Source organism: Exiguobacterium profundum (genome assembly GCF_042652865.1).
Classification (GTDB): Bacteria; Bacillota; Bacilli; order Exiguobacteriales; family Exiguobacteriaceae; genus Exiguobacterium; species Exiguobacterium profundum.
This window is the reverse complement of record NZ_JBHSHG010000001.1, coordinates 25048-50020: the sequence shown is the minus strand read 5'-3', so window position 1 is coordinate 50020 and position 24973 is coordinate 25048. Positions and strand designations below refer to the sequence as shown.

At 47.8% G+C, this 24973-nt stretch carries 28 protein-coding genes; 9 read left to right on the top strand and 19 right to left on the bottom strand.

Annotation, left to right across the window (positions count from 1 at the left end):
* Nucleotides 1-18: 18 nt before the first annotated feature.
* From ACFO4U_RS00320 to ACFO4U_RS00260, 13 genes are all read right to left on the bottom strand, one after another.
* Nucleotides 19-1359, bottom strand: a complete 1341-nt coding sequence (locus ACFO4U_RS00320; RefSeq protein WP_251131828.1) for a sensor histidine kinase — start codon at nt 1357-1359, stop codon at nt 19-21.
* 26 nt (nt 1360-1385) lie between these two features.
* Complete coding sequence (locus tag ACFO4U_RS00315; protein ID WP_214691230.1) at nt 1386-2048, bottom strand: response regulator transcription factor; 663 nt, start codon at nt 2046-2048, stop codon at nt 1386-1388.
* Between the two features lie 310 nt (nt 2049-2358).
* Nucleotides 2359-2565, bottom strand: a complete 207-nt coding sequence (copZ, locus tag ACFO4U_RS00310) for a copper chaperone CopZ (RefSeq protein ID WP_074037662.1) — start codon at nt 2563-2565, stop codon at nt 2359-2361.
* The gene (locus ACFO4U_RS00305; protein WP_214691231.1) at nt 2562-4673 is read right to left on the bottom strand and encodes a heavy metal translocating P-type ATPase; all 2112 of its coding nucleotides are present in this window, start codon (nt 4671-4673) and stop codon (nt 2562-2564) included. Before ACFO4U_RS00305 ends, copZ begins: the two co-directional genes overlap by 4 nt.
* Nucleotides 4674-4684: 11 nt before the next feature.
* Nucleotides 4685-4987: a metal-sensitive transcriptional regulator gene (locus ACFO4U_RS00300; protein ID WP_074037664.1), complete on the bottom strand. Its 303-nt coding sequence runs from the start codon at nt 4985-4987 to the stop codon at nt 4685-4687.
* 90 nt (nt 4988-5077) lie between these two features.
* Nucleotides 5078-6625 (bottom strand): long-chain-fatty-acid--CoA ligase, encoded by a 1548-nt coding sequence (locus tag ACFO4U_RS00295; RefSeq protein WP_215244160.1) that lies wholly within the window; start codon nt 6623-6625, stop codon nt 5078-5080.
* Nucleotides 6626-6725: 100 nt separating this feature from the next.
* Nucleotides 6726-7199, bottom strand: coding sequence for a hypothetical protein (locus tag ACFO4U_RS00290; RefSeq protein WP_215244161.1), 474 nt, complete (start codon nt 7197-7199; stop codon nt 6726-6728).
* Nucleotides 7200-7345: 146 nt separating this feature from the next.
* Nucleotides 7346-8335, bottom strand: coding sequence for a lipoate--protein ligase (locus tag ACFO4U_RS00285; RefSeq protein ID WP_074037667.1), 990 nt, complete (start codon nt 8333-8335; stop codon nt 7346-7348).
* 71 nt (nt 8336-8406) lie between these two features.
* Nucleotides 8407-9294, bottom strand: coding sequence for a Cof-type HAD-IIB family hydrolase (locus tag ACFO4U_RS00280; RefSeq protein WP_215244162.1), 888 nt, complete (start codon nt 9292-9294; stop codon nt 8407-8409).
* An 87-nt stretch (nt 9295-9381) separates the two neighbouring features.
* Nucleotides 9382-10767 (bottom strand): protoporphyrinogen oxidase, encoded by a 1386-nt coding sequence (gene hemG / locus ACFO4U_RS00275; protein WP_196431486.1) that lies wholly within the window; start codon nt 10765-10767, stop codon nt 9382-9384.
* Nucleotides 10760-11689, bottom strand: a complete 930-nt coding sequence (gene hemH / locus ACFO4U_RS00270) for a ferrochelatase (RefSeq protein ID WP_215244163.1) — start codon at nt 11687-11689, stop codon at nt 10760-10762. Before hemH ends, hemG begins: the two co-directional genes overlap by 8 nt.
* A complete protein-coding gene (hemE, locus tag ACFO4U_RS00265) occupies nt 11686-12735 on the bottom strand; it encodes a uroporphyrinogen decarboxylase (RefSeq protein WP_015880943.1) in 1050 nt (349 codons plus the stop codon). Before hemE ends, hemH begins: the two co-directional genes overlap by 4 nt.
* 116 nt (nt 12736-12851) lie before the next feature.
* Nucleotides 12852-13157 carry a MerR family transcriptional regulator gene (locus tag ACFO4U_RS00260; RefSeq protein WP_031421197.1) on the bottom strand — a complete coding sequence of 102 codons (306 nt, stop codon included), beginning with the start codon at nt 13155-13157 and terminating at the stop codon, nt 12852-12854.
* Between the two features lie 120 nt (nt 13158-13277).
* Between ACFO4U_RS00260 and ACFO4U_RS00255 the strand changes: the two genes are divergently transcribed.
* Complete coding sequence (locus ACFO4U_RS00255; protein ID WP_251125220.1) at nt 13278-14582, top strand: ammonium transporter; 1305 nt, start codon at nt 13278-13280, stop codon at nt 14580-14582.
* 44 nt (nt 14583-14626) lie between these two features.
* Here ACFO4U_RS00255 and ACFO4U_RS00250 read toward each other — a convergent pair whose 3' ends face one another.
* Nucleotides 14627-15760, bottom strand: a complete 1134-nt coding sequence (locus ACFO4U_RS00250) for an ABC transporter permease (RefSeq protein WP_214691237.1) — start codon at nt 15758-15760, stop codon at nt 14627-14629.
* Nucleotides 15757-16494: an ABC transporter ATP-binding protein gene (locus ACFO4U_RS00245; RefSeq protein ID WP_159563614.1), complete on the bottom strand. Its 738-nt coding sequence runs from the start codon at nt 16492-16494 to the stop codon at nt 15757-15759. The genes ACFO4U_RS00250 and ACFO4U_RS00245 overlap by 4 nt, the downstream gene beginning before the upstream one ends.
* 169 nt (nt 16495-16663) lie before the next feature.
* On the opposite strand from ACFO4U_RS00245, the gene ACFO4U_RS00240 reads away from it, so the two are divergent.
* Nucleotides 16664-16915, top strand: a complete 252-nt coding sequence (locus ACFO4U_RS00240; RefSeq protein ID WP_047795606.1) for a GlsB/YeaQ/YmgE family stress response membrane protein — start codon at nt 16664-16666, stop codon at nt 16913-16915.
* 45 nt (nt 16916-16960) lie between these two features.
* Here ACFO4U_RS00240 and ACFO4U_RS00235 read toward each other — a convergent pair whose 3' ends face one another.
* Nucleotides 16961-18010 carry a hypothetical protein gene (locus ACFO4U_RS00235; RefSeq protein WP_215244164.1) on the bottom strand — a complete coding sequence of 350 codons (1050 nt, stop codon included), beginning with the start codon at nt 18008-18010 and terminating at the stop codon, nt 16961-16963.
* A gap of 128 nt (nt 18011-18138) precedes the next feature.
* Between ACFO4U_RS00235 and ACFO4U_RS00230 the strand changes: the two genes are divergently transcribed.
* On the top strand, nt 18139-18567 hold the full coding sequence (locus tag ACFO4U_RS00230) for an HIT family protein (protein WP_214691239.1): 429 nt from the start codon (nt 18139-18141) through the stop codon (nt 18565-18567).
* A 32-nt stretch (nt 18568-18599) separates the two neighbouring features.
* Here the strand turns inward: ACFO4U_RS00230 and ACFO4U_RS00225 are convergent, their stop codons facing one another.
* Nucleotides 18600-18935, bottom strand: coding sequence for a hypothetical protein (locus tag ACFO4U_RS00225; RefSeq protein ID WP_215244165.1), 336 nt, complete (start codon nt 18933-18935; stop codon nt 18600-18602).
* 168 nt (nt 18936-19103) lie between these two features.
* On the opposite strand from ACFO4U_RS00225, the gene ACFO4U_RS00220 reads away from it, so the two are divergent.
* Nucleotides 19104-19460: a hypothetical protein gene (locus ACFO4U_RS00220; RefSeq protein ID WP_214691240.1), complete on the top strand. Its 357-nt coding sequence runs from the start codon at nt 19104-19106 to the stop codon at nt 19458-19460.
* A 61-nt stretch (nt 19461-19521) separates the two neighbouring features.
* Nucleotides 19522-20085 (top strand): HTH-type transcriptional regulator Hpr, encoded by a 564-nt coding sequence (locus ACFO4U_RS00215; protein WP_015880933.1) that lies wholly within the window; start codon nt 19522-19524, stop codon nt 20083-20085.
* On the opposite strand, the gene ACFO4U_RS00210 is transcribed toward ACFO4U_RS00215, so the two are convergent.
* Entirely contained in the window at nt 20069-20407 is a 339-nt protein-coding gene (locus ACFO4U_RS00210; protein WP_235189241.1) for a DUF1878 family protein, read from the bottom strand. The genes ACFO4U_RS00215 and ACFO4U_RS00210 overlap by 17 nt on opposite strands.
* 153 nt (nt 20408-20560) lie before the next feature.
* Here ACFO4U_RS00210 and ACFO4U_RS00205 point away from each other — a divergent pair, with 153 nt between their 5' ends.
* Nucleotides 20561-21562: a peptidylprolyl isomerase gene (locus ACFO4U_RS00205; protein WP_196431491.1), complete on the top strand. Its 1002-nt coding sequence runs from the start codon at nt 20561-20563 to the stop codon at nt 21560-21562.
* Between the two features lie 51 nt (nt 21563-21613).
* On the opposite strand, the gene ACFO4U_RS00200 is transcribed toward ACFO4U_RS00205, so the two are convergent.
* Nucleotides 21614-22573 carry an HD domain-containing protein gene (locus tag ACFO4U_RS00200; RefSeq protein WP_214691241.1) on the bottom strand — a complete coding sequence of 320 codons (960 nt, stop codon included), beginning with the start codon at nt 22571-22573 and terminating at the stop codon, nt 21614-21616.
* An 81-nt stretch (nt 22574-22654) separates the two neighbouring features.
* On the opposite strand from ACFO4U_RS00200, the gene ACFO4U_RS00195 reads away from it, so the two are divergent.
* The 3 genes from ACFO4U_RS00195 to ACFO4U_RS00185 are packed head-to-tail and all read left to right on the top strand — an operon-like array spanning nt 22655 to nt 24964.
* On the top strand, nt 22655-23578 hold the full coding sequence (locus tag ACFO4U_RS00195) for a magnesium transporter CorA family protein (protein WP_215244166.1): 924 nt from the start codon (nt 22655-22657) through the stop codon (nt 23576-23578).
* A gap of 36 nt (nt 23579-23614) precedes the next feature.
* Nucleotides 23615-24706 carry a DNA polymerase IV gene (gene dinB, locus ACFO4U_RS00190; RefSeq protein ID WP_215244167.1) on the top strand — a complete coding sequence of 364 codons (1092 nt, stop codon included), beginning with the start codon at nt 23615-23617 and terminating at the stop codon, nt 24704-24706.
* Nucleotides 24707-24745: 39 nt separating this feature from the next.
* On the top strand, nt 24746-24964 hold the full coding sequence (locus ACFO4U_RS00185; RefSeq protein ID WP_015880927.1) for a YhzD family protein: 219 nt from the start codon (nt 24746-24748) through the stop codon (nt 24962-24964).
* The last annotated feature ends 9 nt before the right edge of the window (nt 24965-24973 follow it).

Here is a 24973-nt window from a genome sequence, read left to right as displayed (position 1 = left end):
CCTGGCTGGTTTTGAAAATCAAGCATTCGATTTTAAAGGTTGGTTCGACTTGAGTCGGGGAAAGTAAAATCGCACTGCAGTTCCGTCACCTGTATTTCGCAGAGACACTTCCCCTGTGTGAAGCGTCACAATTCGCTGCACGATGAACAGACCGAGTCCGAACTTCCCTTGCTTCCCTCGAGAGAATTGGTGGAACAAGTCTAAACTCTCATCAACTGGTGGCCCATCGTTAAAGATGGTGATTTCCACGCCGGCGTCATCTTGACGTAGGTCGATGCGGATGCAGGATTCCGCGTAACGGAGTGCATTGTCGAGCACGTTCTCAAACGCGACCCGAATCTGTTCACCATCGCCAAGCATCTCGCCGCCTTCTCCATTGATTTCCCAATCGAGCTGGCCTCTGAGTTTGAAGCGCGCGACGAGCAGTTCCATCAACTTGTCGAGATTGATTGGTTCGAGTTTCATTTCTTGTCCTTTGAAATATTCAAGTTTTGTAACGTACAACAAATCGACGACTTTCTTCTCGAGTCGAGACGCTTCCTCATCAATGACCTCGGCAGAACCTTTCAAATCTCCTGTCGGATAAATCCCATCCCCAATCGACTGGGCATATCCACGAATGACCATGATCGGTGTCTTTAAGTCATGGGATATGTTTTGAAGCAAAGCCTGTTGTGCCAGGTCTTGCTCTTTCAACTCTTTTCGCATGGCATCAATCGAGTGAGCCAATTGGCCGAGTTCATCTTGACGATCTAGTGGTAAAGCCGTCTCCCATTGTCGGTTCGAAATCTTCTCAACGGCCCGTTCCATCTCCACGATCGGTTTCGTCAATTGCCGCGACATCAACAAGGCGGGGATAAGCGATAAGAGACTGATGATACCTATCAGAATCGATATTCGCAAATATAATGTCGACACCAACTCACGACGATAGGCATCCCATGCGTAGGAGGCTTGATACACAATCGTTCCATCGTATTCATTTTGACGAATGATGTAATAGACGTCCTCTCCGTCAATCGTGGTCTGATACCGTTCAACCTGACCACTTTGATTTAACGCTTCCTGATACATGCGGTTCGTCAATTCAAGCGGTGCCGATCCGTAGATGATCCGTCCGTTCGGGAGAAAGATCAATTGGTTGACCGAACGGGACTCTTGTTGGCGTCGGTCATACTCAATCGGGTTTTGGGGATAATTCTCTAACTCATTCGTGTTCCCTAAATAATAGTCCACATCTCGTAACGTCTCATATACTTGTTCATCGATGAACTGGGTGATGGATGAACGGACCGTAATCAAAATCATGAGCGCGAGCGTCACGATGATGAGTAAGATGAGCACCCAAATCTTCCACATGAGCCGCTTCGGTTTAAGCGCGTCCATCATGGTCTGACGAGACGGTAACCGATACCGTAAAGCGTTTCGAGCTCGAGACGGTGTAATTTTTTCCGGACACGACGCACCAAGTCATCGACGACGCGGTCCGATCCGAAGTAATCGTTCCCCCAAACACCTTCTAGAATCTGCTCACGTGACAAGGCAGAGCCCGGATGCTCGAGGAAGAGTAGCAGTAAATCGAATTCTTTCGAAGTCAAATCGATTTCTTCTTCTCCGTGCTTGATTAGACGTTTATCCGGATAAATCGTGTACTCCCCGTATTCGATATGCTCGTTCGATTTCGAACCATAGACACGATCAATCAATTTTTTGACGCGGATGACAAGTTCCCTCGGAAGGAAAGGTTTGGCGATGTAATCATCCGAACCCATCTCAAGCCCGATGATTTTATCGATATCCTCATCGCGCGCCGAGATGAAAATCGTCGGCGTATTGGCATTGACGGCTTTGATTTGTTTCAATAATTGGAAGCCATCCAGGTCCGGCAACATGATATCGAGCACCCATAAATCCGGTTGGTCTGGAATCGCTTCTTGTGCAGATGTCCCGTCCGCAAATGAGCGAACGTTGTATCCTTCTTGTTCTAGATACGTGACGAGCATTTTGTTTAAGTTTGCTTCATCGTCGACTAAGTAGATTGTATACATTCAAGTCACCTCAACACGTTTTTTCTCATCATATCAAACAATTGTCGTGAAATGATGGGAAAGAAATGAAGTCAAAGAAAAAAGAAGGTCACGAAACCGCACCTTCTTCACCGTACTGAATTTGTTCGTAACTGTTGCGTCAAAAATGCTGCGCCCCCACTAATCAACGCCAACACTCCACTGATCATGATCATTTCCATGATGTCCGCCTCCCGTTGATACCGATTCTCATTATCAACTTAAATATAGCACACATCTTATCCATTGGATACCACAAAAAAGTCCCGATTTCACTCGGGACTTACCATGATTATGCTTTTACATCGTATCCTTGTTCTTCGACTGCTTCCACCATCGTCTCAAGTGAGACAGAATCTTGATGGATCACGTCGACTCGATGCTCTTGGAGAGATACCGTCGCTGATTCGACACCGTTCAATTCATTCAATGCCCCCTCAACGGCAGCTTTGCAATGATTACATGTCATACCTTCTACGGTTAACGTTGTTTCTTTCATGATGATGATCCTCCTTGTGTTTTTAATCGTAATGCGTTCAAGACGACAGACACCGAACTGAACGCCATCGCCGCTCCAGCAATCCATGGGGCAAGTAACCCTGCTGCAGCGACCGGGATACCAAGACTATTATAGGCAAGGGCCCAGAACAAGTTTTGACGAATGTTCTTCATCGTCAAACGACTCATATTCATCGCTCGACTTACGCCTTCAATGTCTTGCCCTACAATTGTAACATCTGCCGCCTCGAGTGCGACATCCGTACCACTCCCGAATGCGATCCCAACGTCCGCCACCGCAAGTGCCGGGGCATCGTTCATGCCGTCCCCTACCATGGCAACGCGACCGGATTGTTTCAATCGTTCAATCTGCTCCGCCTTCTCGACAGGAAGGACTTCGGCAATGACTTGACGATGCGGGAGACCAAGTTCGTCGGCAATCGCGTAGGCGACTTCTTTCCGGTCACCTGTCAATACATACACGTCACGCGTTTGGTTAAGGGCTTGCACGATTTCACGACTTTTCGGTTTCAATTGATCTTGTAGCCCGAACGCCCCAACAATCCCACTTTCATCCGCGACATAGACCGGGGTCATCGCCCCCATCGACCAATCTGGCAAGTTGTATCCGAGCTCTTCCATCATTCGAACGGACCCGATGACGAGTTCTTTACCATCCACAACCGCTTTAACACCTCGTCCGGCCAACTCCTCCACTTTCGTCACGACACCATCGCCTGCTTCCCGACCGATGGCGGCCGCCAAAGGATGTGTGGATTGTCGTTCTGCCATGACGGCGCGTCGGAGCGCTGCCTCGTCACCAAACGTTTCCACTACTTCTGGCTTCCCGTTCGTCAACGTCCCTGTCTTATCAAAAACAACGATGTTTGATTCATTGAGTGATTCGAGTTGCCCCCCACCTTTGAACAATACACCTTGTTCTGCCGCTCGTCCCGTTCCAACCATGATCGATGTCGGCGTTGCCAAACCGAGGGCACACGGACATGCGATGACAAGTACTGCGATTGATGCTCGAATAGCCGTATCGATATCATTTAACAGGAATGCCCAGACCACGAACGTGACAACACTGATGGCTACGACGATCGGTACGAAGACACCCGAGATGCGGTCAGCCTGACGTTGAATCGGCGCCTTATCCGTTTGTGCCTGTTCGACGACACGTACGATTTGAGCGAGCATCGTCTCTTTCCCGACTCGTTCCGCCCGCATGAGAATGCGATGAGACTGATTGATTGTTCCGCCGACAACTTCGGCGTCGACAGTCTTTTCTGCTGGAATCGATTCCCCTGTCAACATCGATTCATCAATGACCGTCTCTCCCTCGATGATTCGTCCATCGACCGGAATCTTCTCTCCCGGACGTACGACGAGAATGTCTCCTACTTTGACGAGTTCGACAGCGACAGACCGTTCTTCACCCTCGACAAACAGAATCGCTTCTTTCGCCTGAAGCGACAAAAGTGATTTCAACGCATCAGTCGTCTTCTCTTTCGCTCGTCCTTCTAACCACTTCCCAAGTAAGACAAGTGTGATGAGGACGGCACTCGTCTCAAAGTAAAGATGTGGATTCATCGGGTGTACGATCATTTCAAAGATGGAGTAAAAGTATGCAGCAGACGTCCCCGTCGCGACGAGCACGTCCATGTTCGCCGACCCGCTCTTCAAGCTCTTATACGCGCCTTGATAAAACTGTGCCCCGATCCAAAACTGGACAGGTGTCGCAAGGGCGAATTGCCACCATGGGTTCATCAGCCACGGGGCATGAAATCCGAGTCCTGGTATATGCGTCAACATGACGAGGAGTAACGGGGCCGATAACAGCGCAGAGATGATGACTTTCCGCTTTAATGGACGCAGATCATGCGGCGGTGCCATTTCCACTTTCGGCTCGGCTCCGTATCCGATTTTCTCAATCCGAGCAATCAGCTCTTCTTCTGTAATGCCTTCATCGACACGAATGGTCGCCGTCTCGAGCGGAAGGTTGACCGTCGCTTCGACACCGTCCATTTTGTTCAACACTTTTTCAATTCGTGCCGAACAAGCCGCACAGGTCATTCCTTGTATGGATAACTCAACGGTTTTCATGAAATCCCTCCTTATTTTTTGATGCGGCTGACGATTGTCATCAATTCATCAATGTAAGGTTCCATGTTTTCCGTCTCACTTGCGTGAACCAAACACTTGCGCATATGACGCTCTAACAGTTGCATCTCGACTTGCTTCAGAGCGGCCTGAATGGCTGACGTCTGTGTCAAAATATCGACACAATAGCGGTCGTTCTCGACCATCTTTTGAATCCCTCGGACTTGTCCTTCGATTCGTTTTAGACGTTTCCCGAGTGCCTCCCGTTCAGCATCATCACGCGGAACGAGTGGTTGGTCATGCATAAATTCTTCCATGTTGATCACCTCACCACCAATATACCCCTACCCCGTAACAGTGTCAAATGAAAAGAATAAAAAAGAGCGAACTAAGTCGCCCTTCTCTACTCAACTATTTTGAAACGCTTCGCTCTTTAAGACCGTTCGTAAAATCTTACCGGTCGTATTTCGTGGAAGCTCATCAATCAATTCGATATAGGTTGGTTGCTTGTATTTTGCTAATTTCGTTTGTGTGTAGGCACGGATATCTTCTTTCGTGAGACCATCATGTCTCGTAACGACGAATGCCTTCACCGCTTCCCCTTGTTCTGCATCCGGCACACCGATGACGGCAGCTTCGACGATATCCGGATGTTGATACAATACTTCCTCTACCTCACGAGGGTATACGTTATAGCCTCCAACGATGACCATATCCTTCTTCCGGTCGACGATATAGAAGTAACCATCTTCGTCACGTCGCGCCAAATCGCCTGTATAGAGCCATCCGTCTCGAAGTGTCATCATCGTTTCTTCCGGTAGTTTGTAATACCCTTTCATGACGTTCGGTCCTCGTACAATCAACTCTCCGACTTCACCGACGCCGACTTCTTCCCCAAGCTCGTCGACGACTTTATTTTCGACGTGAACGATTGAAGGTCCGATCGACCCGGATTTTCGCTCGCCATGGAGCGGGTTGAAGCAAGTGACCGGCGATGCCTCGGACAAGCCATATCCCTCTAGAATCTTGCACTCAAACATCTGTTCAAATGACTCGAGCAATTGAACTGGTAAGCTTGCTCCTCCTGAGACGAACACACGGACATGCTTCAACGCAGACGTGTAGGCCGGTACTTTCATTGCCGTCTGTAACAAGAAATTGTACATCGTCGGCACTCCGGCAAACAACGTCACACGGTGCTTCGGCACCAAGTCGAACACATCTTGTGGAGAGAACTTCGGTAAAATGACAATCGTCGCCCCTCGGAGGAGTGGTGCATTGACGATGACCGTCAAACAGAAAACATGGAACATCGGCAATGCCGCCAATGCCTTATCTTCTGGCGTGATGTCCAAATATTCCCCGATGGAGTGCGCATTCGAGAACAAGTTTCGATGGGTGAGGAGAGCTCCTTTCGGTTTTCCGGTCGTCCCACTCGTATAAAGGATGACGGCAACTTCATCCTCGTCCACTTCGATGAACGTCCCTTCTGTTTCAGCAAACGCTTCTGCGAATGGGATGAATTCAATCGTCCCCTCCCGCTTCAATGCCGGAACATCGGCATATGGAACGGAAATCACGAGTTTTAAGTGAGGCAACTTCGTGAGTGCCGCTTCCGCCTGTGCGACAAGCGGTGATAAGCCAACAATCCCTTTTACATCCCCATCAAGCAGAATGTAGGCCATTTCATCAGGCGTGTATGTAGGGTTGATCGGAATGACGACCCCTCCACGTGACAACACAGCGAAATATGCAATCAGGAACGCAGGACTGTTTCCGAGAACGAGGGCGACGTGATCGCCTTGTCCAATTCCTTTTTGCTCAAGTGTCGACGCCATCGCCTTGACTTGCCCATAAAACTGTCCGTAACTCACCGTGTCTTCCCCAAACACATACGCTGCTTTCTGCGGGTGAGCAATCACTACTTCTTGTAGTGACTTGACTAAGTTTGCCATGGTAATCCCCCTTTAAATGAATGATGATTCACTTTTGAGCCATAAAAAAGAGCACGTTGTCCGCGCTCTTTTCAATTAATTCTATTGTACATGAAATGTTTCAATAAGAAAACGCTTCCAAAAAGTTCGCTTGCAAGTAGAACAATCCAGCTCGACTTTTCACGTGTACGAGCGCTTGAAGGGATTCATCATCCATGAGCAAATCATCAATCAGTTTATGATAGCCTTGTTTCTTTGATTCATTCGTAGCCGTAATGAATAATATCGCTTTCGCTTGAATCGTCTCTCCCGTGATGGTTTTTACTTCACACGTGTTCAGCAGATGAAGAAGGGAAATACCGTCTCGTTTCGCTATGGAGATAGGAACATCAATGACCGCAACCGGCACAGCGACATCACTCACCCCAGAAGGAATGATCGTTTCTTGATCGAGAACGACTCGCGTAAATGAAGAACTGACCATGCCTTTTCGTTCTAATTCAAGACCTACCGCCATAATCGCACGTTCAAACGTCGATTGTTCCGTCACCCACATCCGACTCGGGTCCATCCATTCACTGAGCCTTCGATACATTGTGATTCCTCCTATTTTGATCAGCCTCTACGAAAGCGCTTGCACAAATTATGATACGCCTTCTCCCATCCAGGTGCAATCCGTACGTTCAACGTTCACGAAACTGCCAAAAAAAGGCGACCTCCGTAGAGACCGCCATGACTAACTTAACTAATCAAATCGACTAATTCCTCGAGCTCGACATTTCCGAAGTAATGTTTCAAATCGAGTTGCATCAATTGCTCACGGATGGCCGCACGTTCGAAACGCGTCCCAACGAGCGCTTGCTCGACATCTTGGATGTCACCGACACCGAAGAAGTCACCGTAAATCTTCGCTTCTGTGATTGTCCCTTTGTTGACGTTCAAGCGGACATCAATCGTCCCGATTGGGAAACGACGTTTCGACTCGACGTCGAACTTCGGCGACTTCCCAAAGTTCCAGTCCCAGTTCGCATAGCGTTCTTTCGAGATATCATGGACGATTTCCCAATCCTCGTCACGAAGCACATAGCGTTCCGGTTGTTCTCCATCATAAATCGAATGGAGAAGCGCTTCGACGAAATGTTCCATCTCCATTTCACGCTCTAAAAATTCAGTGATGTTCGCTACACGGCTACGAACTGACTTGATTCCTTTTGAACGCATTTTCTCTTCCGAGACGTTAAGTGAGTTCACGACCTCTTCAATGTTCGAGTTGAACATGAGCGTCCCGTGGCTGAACATGCGTCCACGCGTCGTGAATTGTGCGTTCCCGCTGATTTTGCGTTCTCCGACCTGAATGTCGTTACGACCTGTCAGCTCTGCCTCGACACCGAGGTTACGAAGCGCATCCACGATCGGTTGTGTGAACTTCTTATAGTTGTTGAACGAGTTACCATCATCTTTTGTGATGAAGCTGAAGTTCAAGTTCCCTTCATCATGATAAACAGCACCCCCACCAGAGAGACGTCGAACGACATCGATGCCGTTCTCTTCGATGTACTTCAAATTGACCTCTTCTGATGTGTTTTGGTTTTTCCCGATGATGATGGACGGACCGTTGATATAGAACAAGAAGTAATCTTCATGGTCTACGTTCAAATGTTTAAGGATATACTCTTCAACCGCCAAGTTGAGCTTCGGGTCGCGGATATCCGGATTAAAAATAAATTTCACAGTTTATTTCCTCCTAGTCGGATGTTCGTTACTCGTATTATACGAAACGAGACGAGCCCTCGACAAATCTTTTACTTCCACTCACCTGTCATCACGCGCTTCAATGCGTTCGCCACACCATACTCATCATGGCGTTCGGTGACATGGTCGCTGATGGCAATCAAGTCTTCATGGCTATTGCCCATCGCAATCCCTTTACCGGCCACTTTGAACATCGGAACATCGTTCAAGTTATCCCCGATCACGACGACCTCAGATAAATCGATGCCATAATGTTCGGCAAGTTTTGTCACACCGTTCCCTTTATCTGCACCGTGTGCCATCACTTCGATGTTATCATTGCCTGAAGACGTGACATACACCCCTTCGACTTGGTCTTCGATTTCTTTCCAAAGTCCGTTCATTTTCTCAAGGTGGCTCGAGAAAGCGATGAACTTGTAGACACGTCCCGCTTCTTCTCGGATAAAGTTCTCAATGTCATCAACAATTTTGACGTCTTCGTTGACGTAGTAGCGATTCTTAAAGAATTCGTACATCTCGAGCGAGCGGTCGTCACCATTCGCTTTCAAGTTTTTCATCGATGCTTCAATCAAATCGCCACGGCTCGCCACGAGTCCCGCTTCTGTGTACATTTCGTAAAAAACGTCCGTATACTTGTCATCTTGATGAAGGACATCGATGACTTGAAGTGCCTCTTCAATCGTCAAATCGATTTCATGAAGGATTTCTCCCGACGTGTCGAGCACACGTCCCCCATTCGACGAGACGATCGGGCAAGAAAGTCCGACCTCGTCTAAAATCTGTTTCGCATTCATATAGTTGCGCCCCGTCGCAATCGCAAAGCGAATCCCTGCTGCCTCTGCTTCACGAACAATCTCCGCTGTCTCATCCGCGATTTTGGTGTGGTTGTGCAAAATCGTACCGTCCATGTCTGATACAAAAAGTTTATACGTTGCCATCTTCCATCACTCCTTTTTCTCTTTCGCTTTTAACTATAACAAAAAGAGAGGGCTTCGGAACAATCCGAACCCTCCCTTCATCAAATCTCAATTTTTTTCACGCAAAGCCTTCACTTGTTCCCGTACACTCTTCACACAGTCAGGCATCCCGATTCCGTCATAGGCGATTCCTGCGAGAATGACGCCTGGGTATACCCGGCTCATCTCGGCCCGAAGTGCTTTTACGCGGTCCGCATGAAAGACTGCATAAGGAGGCAGCCCATCACGGAGTCTACTGACGACGGTTTGAATCGGCTCACGATGGATGCGCATCAGGCCTTGAAGATCGTGTAATGCCGTCTCGATGATTTCTTTGTCAGATGCTTCAACGATATCATCTGCCCCGGGGCGCCCTAAAAAGACACGAAGAACGTGATATCCTTCAGGCACCGCATGCGGCCATTTTTGGTCGATGAACGTACACGCAGTAATGGTCACATCTGCTTCTTGACTCGTCACGAACCCTGTCCCGACAAAAGGAAGCTCAATATCTTCTTTTTTGAAGACAAGTGAGCACGTCGCCGTCGCATGCGGCTTCATATCCGCTAAGAAGTCACTATCGACTTTCGGGAGGAACTGACGTATGAGACGCGGTGGGACCGTCAAAACCAGATGGTCCGTATCGATATCTCCGCGATTCGTGAAGAGGCGGTACCCGTCCTCACGCTCGGATACTTGTTCAACGGAACAGTTTAATACGATTTCAGTTCGGTCCAACCGTTCTGCCAAGCGGTCCGTCAGTGATTTGAGTCCACGTTTCAACGAGGCGAACTGACCAACCTTCTTCGCCCCGACTTCCGCGACTCGTTGTTCAGGACGTAAGTGTCGCATCCCTTCATACAAGTTCCCGTATTTCTTTTCTCCCTCGATGAACTGTGGGAATGTCGACATCGCACTCATTTGATCGATGTCTCCGGCATAGATACCGGAGAGTAACGGTTCAATCAATCGATCGACAATCGGATCTCCGACACGCTCACGAAGGTACAGACCGAGTGAAACGTCCGAATCAGGTGCTTTTACATTCGGTGGTGACAGCAACATCTGTTTCAAGTCCTCGTGCTCTTCTTCCGAAAGCAACGTCGTTTCACGAAACGCATTGACGTCGAGCGGGATCCCCATCACCGTCTGCTTCGGAATCGGATGAAGCCCGTCATGATGAAGGACGTAAGCCTGACCGACTCCATTGCGGACAAGTTCATCGCCTAAGCCGACGTCTTCAATCAATTCCGTCATCGCAGTCTTTCGAAAGACATACGAGTCCGGGCCACGCTCCACCGCAAACTCGCCCGTCTCATACGTATCAATCTTTCCTCCGAGGCGATCGGTCGCCTCGAGCAACGTGATGGTCACGTCTTCCGGCAAATAACGCTCCGCATAAAAAGCGGCGGTGAGACCTGTGATCCCACCACCGACAATCGTGAATTTACGCATGATGCACAATCACGCTTTCCATTCGATCCGCGATGGCTTCGATGAAGCTTCGCTCTGCATTTGGCATAGCTGGACGTGCGTAGTGAACACCGAGGCGGTCACAGACAACCTTACACTCGACGTCGTTATCGAACAATACTTCGAGATGGTCTGCAACAAAGCCAACCGGCGTATAGACGAACGCCTCGTAGCCATGCTTTTCATAAAGTTCAGCCGTCAAATCTTGAACATCCGGTCCGATCCATGGGTCCGGCGTGTTTCCTTCTGACTGCCAACCAATCTCATAATGCGGGACGCCTGTTTCAATGGCAATTTTATCAGCTGTTTCCTTCAACTGATCCGGATACGGGTCGCCACCAGCCAAGATTTTCTCAGGAAGACTATGCGCTGAAACGATGAGACATGTCTTTTCAGCCGGTACAGGCAATGACGCATACGTATCGTTAATCGCATTCGCCCACCATTTGATAAACTTCGGCTCATCATACCACGACTCTACCGAACGAATGTCGATGCCATACTTCGCTGCTTCTTCATGGGCACGTCCGTTGTATGATTTGACGCTATATGATGAGTAATGCGGTGCTAAGACAACCGATACCGCCTCTTGGATGCCGTCGTTCGCCATTTGCGCGACCGCATCTTCTACGAACGGTTCGATATGTTTTAGTCCGATATACAGTTTGAACTCGATTTCACCCACATGACGCTCGTTCAAGATGTCACGAAGCGTCTCTGCTTGATCGATTGTGATTTTCGCGAGTGGAGATACGCCACCAATCGCCTCGTAGCGTTCCGTTAAATCTTGAAGTGCTTCCGGTGACGGTTTGCGTCCGTAGCGAATGTGCGTGTAATACCGCTCGATATCTTCCGGTTTGTACGGTGTGCCGTACGCCATGACAAGTAGTCCGACTGTTTTCATGATTCGTTGCCTCCCATTTTTTCGCGTGAGTAGTCGTGAATGAATGCCGTCAATTTGACGAGTACGGCCGGGTCGACTTCAGGGAACACCCCATGTCCCAAGTTGAAGACGTAACCTGGCTGTTTCATTCCTTCATCTAAAATTTCCTTTACCTTCTCTTCGATGACCGGCCATGGAGCTAACAAGAACGACGGGTCTAAGTTTCCTTGAACCGCCTTTGTGATGCCACGGTCCCGTGCTTCCTGTACTGACAGACGCCAGTCAAGTCCGACCACATCAAGGGGAAGGTCGTGCCATTCCTCGATTTGATGACTCGCTCCGACACCATGCATGATGAGCGGAATGTCGAGTGAACGTAGTTCTTTAAAAATACGCTCCGTCGTCGGTTTGATGTAACGTGCATAATCTTTGCGACTGAGCGTCCCGACCCACGAATCAAACAATTGGAACGCTTGAATGCCGGCATCCGCTTGCGCCTTCGCATACGTGATGACCATGTCGCCGAGTTTTTCCATCAATGCATTCCATACATCCGGTTCTGCATACATGAGTGCTTTCGTACGATGGTAGTTCCGCGACGGTCCCCCTTCGATCATATAGCTCGCCAATGTGAACGGTGCGCCTGAAAAGCCGATAAGCGGAACTTCTAGTCGTTCCCGTAGTAGACGGATTGTGTCGAAGACGTATGAGATATCTTCCGGGTTTAACGGTTTTAAGCGTTCCACATCTTCCATCGTTCGATACGGGTTATCGATGACCGGTCCAATCCCGCTCTTGATCTCGACATCGACTCCCATCGACGGCAGTGGCGTCATAATGTCTTTATATAGAATGGCCGCGTCGACTCCGAGTTGTTTCACCGGAAGTTCCGTCACATATGCACAAAGTTCAGGATCATGCGTGATCTCGAATAGTGACCTCGTCTTTTTAATCTCTCGATATTCCGGTTGGTAGCGTCCGGCTTGGCGCATGTACCATACAGGTACATAATCTGTCGCCTCTCCTTTAAACGCTTTTAAAATAGTATCGTTCATACGTCGCGTCATTCCCCTCTAAATTTCTCCTACACTCTTTATTCTCGTGTTTGTGAACTCAAAAACATTATACAGAAATTAATTAGAATTATGCTAATGTGAAGCATTTTCATTGTGTTTTCTTTGTGTCATTTTTTTGTCGGAAATGTTCGGAAGGCAGAATTCAATTGACCTCGAATCAAATCATCACGCTGTTTTGTCGACAATCGTCGTTCTCGTTCCTTAATATCTTGAATTCGCCATCCATCCTCTAGTTTAGTCGCCACTTCGACCAAACGTTCCACGTCATGGAAAGAATATTTACGTGAACCACCTTTTGTCCGTTCCGGAAAGACGAGACCTTTTGCTTCATAATACCGGACTTGACGCTCCGAAAGTCCCGTCAATTCAGTCACAACGCCAATCCCGATCACTTTCTTCGATTTATAGTCCATTCAGCCTCGCCTCCTTAATAAAAAAACTATGTCAGATAATCTGACAAAATGCAATCCAGCATGAATTTTTCGTTTTACACTGAAGTCAACTTTTGGAAAGCACCTAAGAAAAAGGAGGGCATGAACATGGAAGACATTCTCTATTATATGGACACGCTGTATGTACTCATCGCTGCATTGCTCGTATTGACGATGCAATTAGGTTTCGGATTACTCGAGACAGGGACGCTTCGGGCGAAGAACGCCGGTCACGTCGCGGTCAAACAAATTATCAGCCTCTCTGTGGCGGCACTCGCTTTTTGGGCGGTCGGGTTCGGTCTCTCGTTCGGTGACGGGACGACTTGGTTTGGGACAGAAGGATTCTTCTTAAGCGGATCATTCACAAGTCTCGACTGGGCGAACGTCTCCATCGACATTAAATTCTTATTCCAGTTATCATTCGTTGCAGTTTCCCTTGCCATCGCGTGGGGTGGATTTGCGGAACGGGCTAAGCTTTCTGCCTACGTTCTGTTCGGTATCTTCTTCGTTGCCATCCTCTACCCAATCGTCGCTCGCTCAGTATGGGCTGGCGGGATGCTTGGATCGATGGGGATGCAAGACTTCGCCGGATCAGCGGTCGTTCATCTTCAAGGTGGGATGGCAGCGCTCATGGCGACAATCATCTTGAAACCACGTCGGAAGACGGAATCACTCGCTGGTCATAACCACGTGTTGACGGTCGTCGGTGGACTCGTGCTTTGGCTTTGCTGGTTCGGATTCAACGCCGGTTCGACGATGTCGGTCGCTGACGGATTCTTCGGTTACGTCGCGTTGACAACAATGCTCGCCACAGCAGCCGGTGCACTCGGTGCTCTTGCAATCGTCATGCTCCATCGGAAGACGGCAGATATCCCGACAATCGTGAACGGAGTACTCGGAGCACTCGTTGCCATCACGGCAGCATGCGCGTTCGTCGAACCGTGGGCAGCTGTCGTCATCGGTGCACTCGCATCTGTTGCAACATACGGAACGAGCATCTTGATGGCGAAGTATGTGGATGACCCGCTCTGCGCCTTCTCCGTACACGGAGTCGCTGGGATCATCGGAACACTCGCACTCGGTTTCTTCGCATCTCCTCGACTCGTTGAGATTACAGGGATCGGTTCTGCTGGACTCTTCTACGGTGGCGGATTGACACAGCTCGGTGTGCAGACACTCGGTGTATTGATCGCGATGGTCATCGCCGGTGGTGGAAGTTATGCCTTCTTGAAACTTCTCGACGTCACAATCGGACTCCGTGTCACAGAAGAACAAGAAGATGTCGGCCTCGACATCGCAGAACATGGTGTATCAGCATACGGTGAAGTCGAAGAAGCAACTGAGAAACCAGGACGCCTCCCGAAGATTCTCGGTTCGAGCGTATCCGTCATGTCACCTAAAAAATAATCTAATCACGTGAGAAGGACATCCCGCACAGGATGTCCTTCTTTTTATTTTAATCGACTTAAGTAATAGCGTGTGACCAAGATAGACAAGACCAACCCGACCGCCGCATCCCATGTGGCACCGAAAGCGACAGATGCAATCACTAGAGCGACGGACTGGATGACGAGCAGTCGCATCGCCCACCACGAATACCCTGCGATTCGCTCATCGCGTGTAATCGGTAGCCAGGAAACAATGGAAATCGCTTCTAACCGTTTAAATAAAGGAACGAGCTGTAACGCGGTCAAGCCTACAAAGAGTGGCGTAACCAAGCCGACGTACCATCCTCCCGACATCCACATGACAATGAGCGCCACTACGGTCAAACGCAGAATTAAATCAAGTGAGTCGTTCGAACGGAGAATACGAAGTCCGTACACGTAACGTGAAGCGTCCACGCGCCGTAGGACCCGATTTTCTAGAAGCCGAGTCAATAGCCGGCGCTCTCGAACCTCTTCTTTCAAGGTCGGCAAATCGACGAACCAGCTGATCACCCGTTCAAATTGTGCCCGACTCTTCTCTTCGAGTGACAACCAATGGAGAAGCGGAATCCGCTCATTACGCTTCAGATGCAAGAGAATGAAGGGAGCGAATGCGGGGATCCATGCCCACTGTGTCCAATTCATCAATAACAAGACACCACTTCCAAGTGCAAACGGCAGGATTGTCCATTCGCGCACTCCTTCCACTTTTGCCAACCGACCTGCAGCTGACAACATGACCATCGTCACGACGAAGGATAATACTTCAATACTCGAATAACTCTCTGTCCGTACGAGGAGCGGAAGTAAAACGAGCAGGAAGAGCAATCCACGTAGTGCAGCAAAAACAAGATTAAACAAACGCACCCCGATCATATAGGAACGAATATCTCCTAACTCTGGAAGTAAAAACACTTGATCCGCCTCCTGGACGAATGTTCGCGGGCGATGACCGAGCGGCATGATTAAAAGGACCGCCGCAGCAATCCACGTCCCGGGGAATGTCCCATCGATTCGTTCTAAGAAGCTATTGTAGACGAACGCCCCGTAAATCAAGGTGAAATAGAGCGTGAACAGCAGTCCCCCGTTTGCAACGTAGCGACTGTACTTGACGACCTCTTCCATCCAGGTCCCGAGCCTTGCTGTAAATCGATTCATGACGACCGTTCCTCCGACGCGATTGCTTCTACATATATGTCATCAAGTGTCGCATCAGGTGACAATCGATACACGTCACGCAACTCCGCCGCTGTTCCGCTTGCGATGACGACTCCTTGATGGAGGAAGACGAATCGGTCGCAGTGCCGCTCTGCCGTTTCGAGGATATGGGTGGACATTAAAATCGCACAGTCTTGTTTATATTCATCAAACAACTGAAGCAATTGACGAATCGCTAGTGGGTCGAGACCGACAAATGGTTCATCAACAATCAAGAGCGGCGTTTTCGTCACGAGCGCACACAAGATCATCGCTTTTTGACGCATCCCTTTTGAAAAGACGGAAGGGAACCAGGCGAGTTGTTTTTCCATTCGCATCTCTTTTGCCAAACGTTTCGTACGCGCAGCCAACTCTTCCGGATTCACATCGTACGCCTTCCCCATTAATTCAATATGTTCTTGCAAGGTTAACGTCTCATACAATATCGGTGTTTCCGGTATGTAACTTACTTTTTTACGATAGTTCTTTTCAGAAGAATTTAATGTCTCACCATCAATTTCGATTTTTCCGGAGAGGGGTGACAATAACCCCAAAATGTGTTTGATCGTCGTCGATTTTCCAGCTCCATTTAGCCCTATCAACCCAACGAGCTCCCCTTTTTTTACTTCAAACGAAATGTCATGCAAAACTTGTTTACCGAGATATCCGCCGTTCAATCGATCGACGTGCAGCATGAAAACCACACCTTTCATTTTCATCTTTTTTTCGTGGTATATGTTTTAAATGTTGTCACATGGGAATAATCTGAACTGTAAGGCATTTTAAAATAAACATCAATACTTCCATTGTTCCACAAAATCGTTGTAAAGAACAATGGGCAAAAAGAGGAAGGAGAAATGAATGATGGGGTTTATTCTTTATTTGATTATCGGGGGTATCATCGGTTGGTTAGCAGGATTAATTTTAGGTAAGGACGTACCAGGTGGAATCATTGGTAACATCATTGCGGGGATTATCGGTGCATGGTTGGGTGGACTTATCTTTGGTAACTTCGGACCAATCGTTGCGGATATCGCGATTATCCCAGCTCTTATCGGTGCGATTATCCTAATCTTGATTGTATCGTTCGTTATGAAATCAATGCGTAAAAAATAAGATTATGTATCGGAGGGGCTTCCATTATGGAATGTCCCTCTTTTTTCATTGGATCAGTAAATACATTGCGTCGTTCTTTTCGATAAACTGTTTCTCGGTCTCAAGACCAAAGAACGTAAAGAATGATTCGAAGAACGATTGACCGTAATCCCACTCTGTTCCGAGTGGGTGTTCCGACTTCGCTTTCGGTTCACCGAGGAGGGTAATCAAATCATCCGGTCGTTTATCGAGGTCGACCCGAATCGATTCCACTTCCTCATCTTTAAACGTGACAGCCAATCGCTCATAGTCCCATTTTCCTTCACGCTTTCCAGCCGGTTCACCAAGCGTTTCTTGAACTTGCTGACTCGACTGCCCAATTAAAGAATCGACCGTTTCGAGTGAGTGACCCGTTTGCGCCTCCACTTCAATTTCAATCAACTCAGCCCTCTTCAAATCAAATTGTCCGGCAATGGCTTCGTTCGATTCAGGCATAAGGGCATACTCAATGGATTTAGAAGATATCAATTGAATCGTTTCGGTTTCCGTGACCGTCTCTCCATTTGTCACCGCTACCGCTTTGACATCATATTGTCCCGGCATCTGTTCAAACGATAACGTATCATCGGCTTCATCAATCCGTCCTACCTGTTGTCCATCAATCCAAATATTCGTCAATGGTACATCCGAGGTCACATCAATCCGTTGTGGGAGTAGTTCAATTCGATAGTCAGAAAAGCCATACCGTCCTTCCCCCGTGTCGATCAAACGAAATAATCCGTCCGCCTCCATACCCGACGTTCGGTTGGCTCGGTCTTTCGCAACTTCTGCGATAGCCTCTCCTCGAATGGACTTTTCATCGTTCAACCACCCCATGAATCGTAGAGCCTCCGCTCTCGATAAAGGTTCTCCAAGATATTCGACTTTCTCCTCAAAAAAGGTACGGTCTTCTTCTAATAAGGCCTCTTTGAATGCGACGTGAATTTTATCTTGTTCTGCCGCCGGCTTGTATGCATATATATAGAAAACAATGGCTCCAACTAGAATCGTGAAGCTAGAGATCAAAAGAAAGACTTTCGGACTCCGCTCTTTTTTTCTACTTCTCGTATAGGGCATGTGCTCACCTCCTTTGCGCTCACTTATCTTCATTATAGAAGGAATCCATCTCGCTTCCTATCGTTCTTGCGCCCGAACTTCCGTGTTATGATGGAACAGAAACGACATTTAAGAATGGAGGAATGAAGATGCATACAGATCCGACCTGTATCTTTTGTAAAATTGCAAAACAAGAAATCCCATCCTATCGGGTATATGAAGACGAAGCGGTCGTCGCTTTCCTCGACCTTTCTCAAGTGACGAAAGGACACACGCTCGTCATCCCAAAACATCATGCGAAAAACGTATATGAATTGCCGGAAGACGTGGCGGCAGATGTCTTTAAACGCGTCCCGACCATCGCCAAAGCGATTCAACGTGAAACGGGTGCCATCGGAATGAACGTCTTATCGAATGCCGAAGAAGTTGCCGGACAAACGGTGTACCACTTCCATATCCATTTGATTCCGCGCTTTGGACACGAGGATGGATTTGGTGCGCAGTGGATCACGCAAAACGGCGCCTTCACGTCGGAAGAACTCACTACCCTTGCATCGAACATTCATGCCCACGTATAAACAGACAGAGACCCGTCGACGACGGGTCTCATTTATGATTGATTGATTGAATCACGGTGGCGTTTTCGTTCCTCTTCCAATTGCGCACGCTCGACCTGAAGCTTAATTGCCACTTCGTATAGCTGTTGACGCGTCTTGACAGATGTCGCTTGTTCAAATTCTTTTCGTAATTTCGTTAGACGGGCATCTATTTCAAGCATCCGCTTTTCTAGCATCGATTCTTCACGTGCCTGTTCCGTTTGCTTCGACGCCTCGTATCCCGCCTCTAGTGTATTTATAATGGATTCGGCCCAAGTGTCATCTCCCAGTCGTTTCGCAGCGAGATACAGGTCAAGCATGTCATCTACCCAACGCTTCGCTTTCTCCACTGAGGATCACCTTCCTTTACCTGTATTTTAAAATAAAATGATTTTTCGGTCAAAAATGAATGTTCTGAAAAATTTTATTTGCGATATAGGTTTTTAATCACTCTTTTTTGGTAAAATAATATGAAAAGAATGTAATTCTGATTATCCGAGCTTGAGGAGGGGAATGAATTGTCGAGTCGCCAACGTCGAGATTGGATTGCTTTCGGCTTTGTTTTAGCATTTTTAGGAGTCGCCACAGTGAAGAAATTGGCGCGAGGAACTGCAAATGATGCCGCTGCTCAACAACATCGAGCATCCACAATCACTACGCTAAAAGAACAATTTGGGAATGTGGCGAAACATGCATCGCAGTTTGCCGCCGCAGGAAAACTGCAAGGAAAAGAATTGACTGACCAAGTGAAAGCCGAAGTCGAACGCTATCAACAAGACATTCAGCCTTCAGTCGAGCGCATCCAAGGGAACCTTCAGGAACTCTCGAACGTACAGTCTGCTATGACTGACAAAACCGTCAATCAAACACAGTGAGTGTTTGAGGTCATCGTCCGTCGATTACATTTGACTTTTTATCCGGAAAGGATGGATCGAGATGGAACACGAAAAAGAATTCACTGGCCCTGAGGCCATGCTCTATAGCCACAAAATCATTCAATTGAGTAAAGCTTTGTGGAAAACCGTCGAAAAAGACTGGCAAAACTGGATCAAACCGTTCGACTTAAATATCAATGAACACCATATCTTATGGATTGCCCACGCTTTAGGCGGTGCATCGATTTCAGAAATTGCGAAATATGGCGTCATGCACGTCTCGACTGCTTTCAACTTCTCGAAGAAGTTAGAAGATCGTGGATTACTTACGTTTTCTAAAAAAGAGACGGACAAACGAAACACGTACGTTCAATTGACACCTGAAGGCGAATCGTTATTACTCGAAACGATTCACGCCTTCGACCCAGAAGGGAACGGCGTATTCCGCGCTTCCCTTCCGCTCCAAGAACTGTATGGAAAGTTCCCTGACTTAACAGATATGACGGCTATCGTGCGTCGCTTGTACGGGGATAACTTTATGGATATCTTTGCGGAAACGTCAAAAATGATCACAGAAGAGGCAGGCAGACGCCCTGATGAGGATGAACTCAGTCAAGAAGCCTGACCTGCCGATAAAGTGGTTCTGTGACGTCTAACTCGATTCCTTGTCGGACACATGCCTCAAGAATCGTTTTGACGTCAAGTCTCACATCTAACATACCTGCAAAATGGACGAGCAATGGTTCTATGGACGTGTATCCGTAGCGCAATTGCTCGTTTTGCTGCGCCCGAATCTCCTCAAGCAATTGATAAAATGACTCGACTTCTTGTTTCGTCAAATTCGCTCGAATCACCTCATATTCGAACGGACGGTCTGTCCAATCGACAATCTCGAGTAAGATCTTCATCTGATAGGCTAAATGCTCGACCTTCTCCTCTAGTGACACTTCCCTCACCCCATCATTTCACATTCTATTTCATCATTATACGACATGATTGTGTGCTATGATACTGTACAGACAAGAGAACAGCTGTCATGATTAGGAAAATGTGATATAGTCGGACTTAGAAACTTTAAAGAATTATTAGGGGTGGAATACATGTCAAACGGAATGACGAACGAACCAAAAAAGCAAGATAAAAAATTCTCAACTGGCGCAATCGTCGGTGCATCTGCAATCGCACTCATTATCGGTGCTGGCGGTACGTATGCGGCAACGAACGCAGGCGGCGGAGAGTCAGATAATTCTGCAGTCGTCACATACAAAGGCGGCGAAATCACACGCGGTGAAATCGCGGATATGAGCTATGACCGCATGGTACCACAACTCGCATTCCAAGAGACGATGAATGCACTTCTTGAAAAAGAATACGGTGACCAAGTCGACCAAGAAAAAGTAGATGAAGAGTTCAGCAAGACAGAAGAACAGTTCAACTCAGAAGAAGAGTTCGAACAAGCGATTCAACAAGCCGGCATGAGCGGTACGGAAGAGTTTAAAGAAGCGCTTCGCGGACAGATGCTCGTTGACGCTGCGAAATCGAAACTTGTCGATGTGACCGATGAAGAAATCGAAGCACAGTTCGCAAAAGAGAACGTGGAAGTGGAAGCTAGCCACATCCTCGTTGAAACAGAAGAAGAGGCACAAGACATCATCAAAGAGTTGAATGACGGTGCAGACTTCGCTGAACTTGCGAAAGAAAAATCAACGGATACTGGTTCAGGAGAACAAGGTGGAGAACTCGGTTTCTTCTCTGCTGGTAAGATGGTACCTGAATTCGAAGAGTACGCATTCAAAGAAGATGTCGTTGGTAAAATCTCTGAACCGGTTCAATCTCAGTTCGGTTTCCATGTCATCAAAGTGACAGACCGTAAAGAGAAAGACTTGAAACTCGAAGACGAGAAAGATCGTATTCGTGAAGAATTGGCAGCTGAAAAATCAGCTTCTGTCGATGCGAACAAAATTTACGCTGAGTTGATTGAAAAATACAACGTTGACGTAAAAGATGCAAAAGCAGAACAACAATTTGACGCTGTTAAAGAAGCGATTAAAAACGCAGACGAGTCTTCAGAAGAACCTGCAGCAGAATCAACTGAACAGTAATCACAAAGGGGCACTCCAGCAATGGAGTACCCCTTTTTCGTTGGTCACCTGTTATAAATTCGGGCGATAGAAAGCACGGTTATCGAGCGCCATGACACGCTCCGTGAACATTCCGGGCTCGACCCCTTCATACGCTTTCTCAAACATGTTCATGCGCGCATCAATATTATCAATGAAGAATAACATCTCCGCTTCAGGTAATTGTGGCGCATTCGCAGATCCCCATTCCGGCTTCCCGTGATGGCTTAAGACGAGATGTTGCAACAATGTCGTCACTTCGCGGTCCGTTCCAAGTTCCCGTGACACAACTTCAAGTTCCGATGCCATAAGTGACAAATGACCGAGTAATTTTCCTTCGAGTGTGTATTCTGGCGTAATCGCATCAGACAATTCGATGACTTTCGCCAAATCATGCAAAATCACACCCGCAATCAAAAGATCACGATTCAAGGATGGATACAGTTCACACATCGTATCCGCGAGCTTCAACATCGACATCACATGAAATGCCAGTCCCGAATAGACCGCGTGATGATGTCGAACGGCAGCCGGATACGTGAAGTATGCCTCTTCATGACGATTGACGACTTCCTCGACAAGACGGCGAATCTCATCGTGTTGAAGTGACGTGATGAATCCACGAATCGTCGTCTCGAGCTCTGACTTCGGAATCGGAGCCGATCGGACGTACGGTGCGATGTCTATTTCCTGCTCGATGATTGAAATTTGTTTTAGTTTCAACTGGGTGCGCCCCCGATAGTCCATCACTTCCCCTGCCGCATGGACGATTTTTTTCGTCGCATACTTCTCGGTATCGGCACTATCCCATAATTTCGTTTCGATTTCACCACTCTCGTCGCAAAGGATTAATGTTAAATAAGGTTTCCCGTTCCCGGCAAGTCCCTTATACGATTGTTTGATCATGACATATTGGTCTAGCGTGTCGCCCACTTTGAGCTGACCGATTTTTGTCGTCAATGAAAGCACCTCTCTCTTGTTCAGTACCTTCATCTTAACGAAAGTTTGAGACAGATGCCAACATTCCTGACAATTTGGGAATACTATCAATATAGTGAATTGGAGGAATGGATGATGGAATGGGATTGGTATACACGACCGGAAGATTATATTCATGTTGATCAGCTATATGCTCAAGCCTATACGTATTGGCTTGAACAATTGACGACCTCAAATGTGACGAAGATTGTCGTCGAGAATGGATATATGTATGGTTCACTCACACTCGACTATGAACAGTTAGAACGGGAACCACAAAAAATTGGACATTACTTCATTGGACCTGATTTTTTATGGACAATCGGCTTTGATGATTTGCACCATGAGTCCGTTTTCGCCAAACAATGCGATTCTCCAATCGAGGCGTTTTATGAGTTGCTTGCCGAACGGATGAACAACTACTTTCACGGTATCGATGAGTTTGAAGAACGTTTGATGGCAGCTCAACGTGAAATGACGGGACAAGTTCCCGCTACGTTCATGAATGAGATTTTTGGTCTTCGCAGTGAGATTGAACGGTGGTCGGATACGGTCACTCCATATAAGGAGCTTGTCATGGCGGGACGAGAAGCTTTTTTAACGATCGATTTGCAGCAGTTAAAATCGTATCAACTTGCCGATTATCGAGTCAATCGATTGCTGACACTCATCAATCATTATCAAGAAGACGTGATTGCGATGACAGATCTCGCCTCCACCCTGTCGAACTTTCGAGGGAACGAAATCATGAAGGCACTAACCGTCTTCACCGCGCTGACGACTCCCGTCGTTGCATTCGGTGCGGTTTGGGGAATGAACTTTAAAAATATGCCTGAACTGGAATGGCCGCTTGGATATGGGTTCGCCTGGCTCATGATTCTTCTCTTCACGCTCATCATCCAAGTGTGGCTAAAACGGAAGAATTGGATCGGGTCATTGCTACAGTTTCCGAATCAGACGACTTCACCGAAACATCGGGCAAAACAAAATTCTCAAAAAACGAACAAAAGTTCGATATAATGAAAGAAAAGTGATTCACACAAGAAAGGTGATGTTATGGAACGACTCATCATTCATGTGGACATGGACGCATTTTATGCCTCTGTCGAGCAGCGTGACCATCCTAACTTACGAGGAAAGCCCGTCATCGTAGGAGGCCCACCCCACAGCCGTGGGGTCGTTGCGACATGTTCCTATGAGGCGAGGAAATACGGCGTACACAGCGCGATGTCATCACGTCGCGCTTTTGCCTTGTGTCCCCATGCGACGTTTGTCAAACCACGGTTTCAGGCCTATCGACAAGTCAGCGCACAAGTGATGGAGATTTTTAAGTCCGTCACACCGCTCGTCGAACCACTCTCGCTCGATGAGGCTTATCTCGATGTGACGGAGAATTCGTTATTGAGCACATCTGGACCCTTTATCGCCCGGTATATATTAGGCGAAATTAAGCGTCGCACCGGTCTCACCGCGTCTGCCGGAGTCGCACCGTCAAAGTTTGTCGCGAAAATCGCTTCAGGATTTGAGAAACCAAATGGACTCACCGTCGTCCCGCTTGATGAAGTGGCAACCTTTCTCGCTCCCCTCTCCATCGAAGCCATGCATGGCGTCGGAAAAGTGACCGCTCAAACACTTTATAAAAGTGGCTACCATACGATTGGTGACCTTCAACAAACTCGTCCCGAGCAACTGAAAGGCATCTTTGGACACGATCGTGGGCAACAACTGTATGAACTGGCACATGGACGCGATACGCGTCCTGTCGTGGCCACGCGGGAGCGTAAGTCGATTGGATCGGAAACGACGTTCGCATTTGATATCGATGACCCGGAAGAAGTGTTCGAACAGGTCATTCCGGAGATGGAGGACGTATTGCGTCAGCTCGATCGCCGCGACTTGAGCTGTCAAACGGTCACCATCAAAATAAAGACGAGCGAGTTTCAGGCTCGGAGTCATCAAATCAAATTAAACCACCCGACGCATGACCATGATGAGATTAGACGACTTGCCAGACGTCTTTTCGACGAGATGAACGTCACCGAGCCCGTCCGCTTGATCGGACTGACCGTATCCGATTTGATTCCCCGAACTGAATCGACACGACAGCTGACATTCGACGAACTGACAAAACCTTCTCTTGAAGAATGAATGACCATTCATTAAAATGAAGAAAAGGGGGTCGTGTGAATGGAAACATACACGGTGACAGGATTTGAAAATGATGGCACGCTCGTATTGAATGAAATGTTCGAAGCGAGCGACGATCAGTCGGCCAAACAAAAAGGGCTCGACATGCTTCGTGCTGCTGGACATGAGCATAAAGGGGCGCGTATCGTACGACGGGGGCAACTCATCTACTTCGAGCGTTGCAAATTACCGGGGAAACTGAAAGGGACGGCATCTTAACAAAAGTAG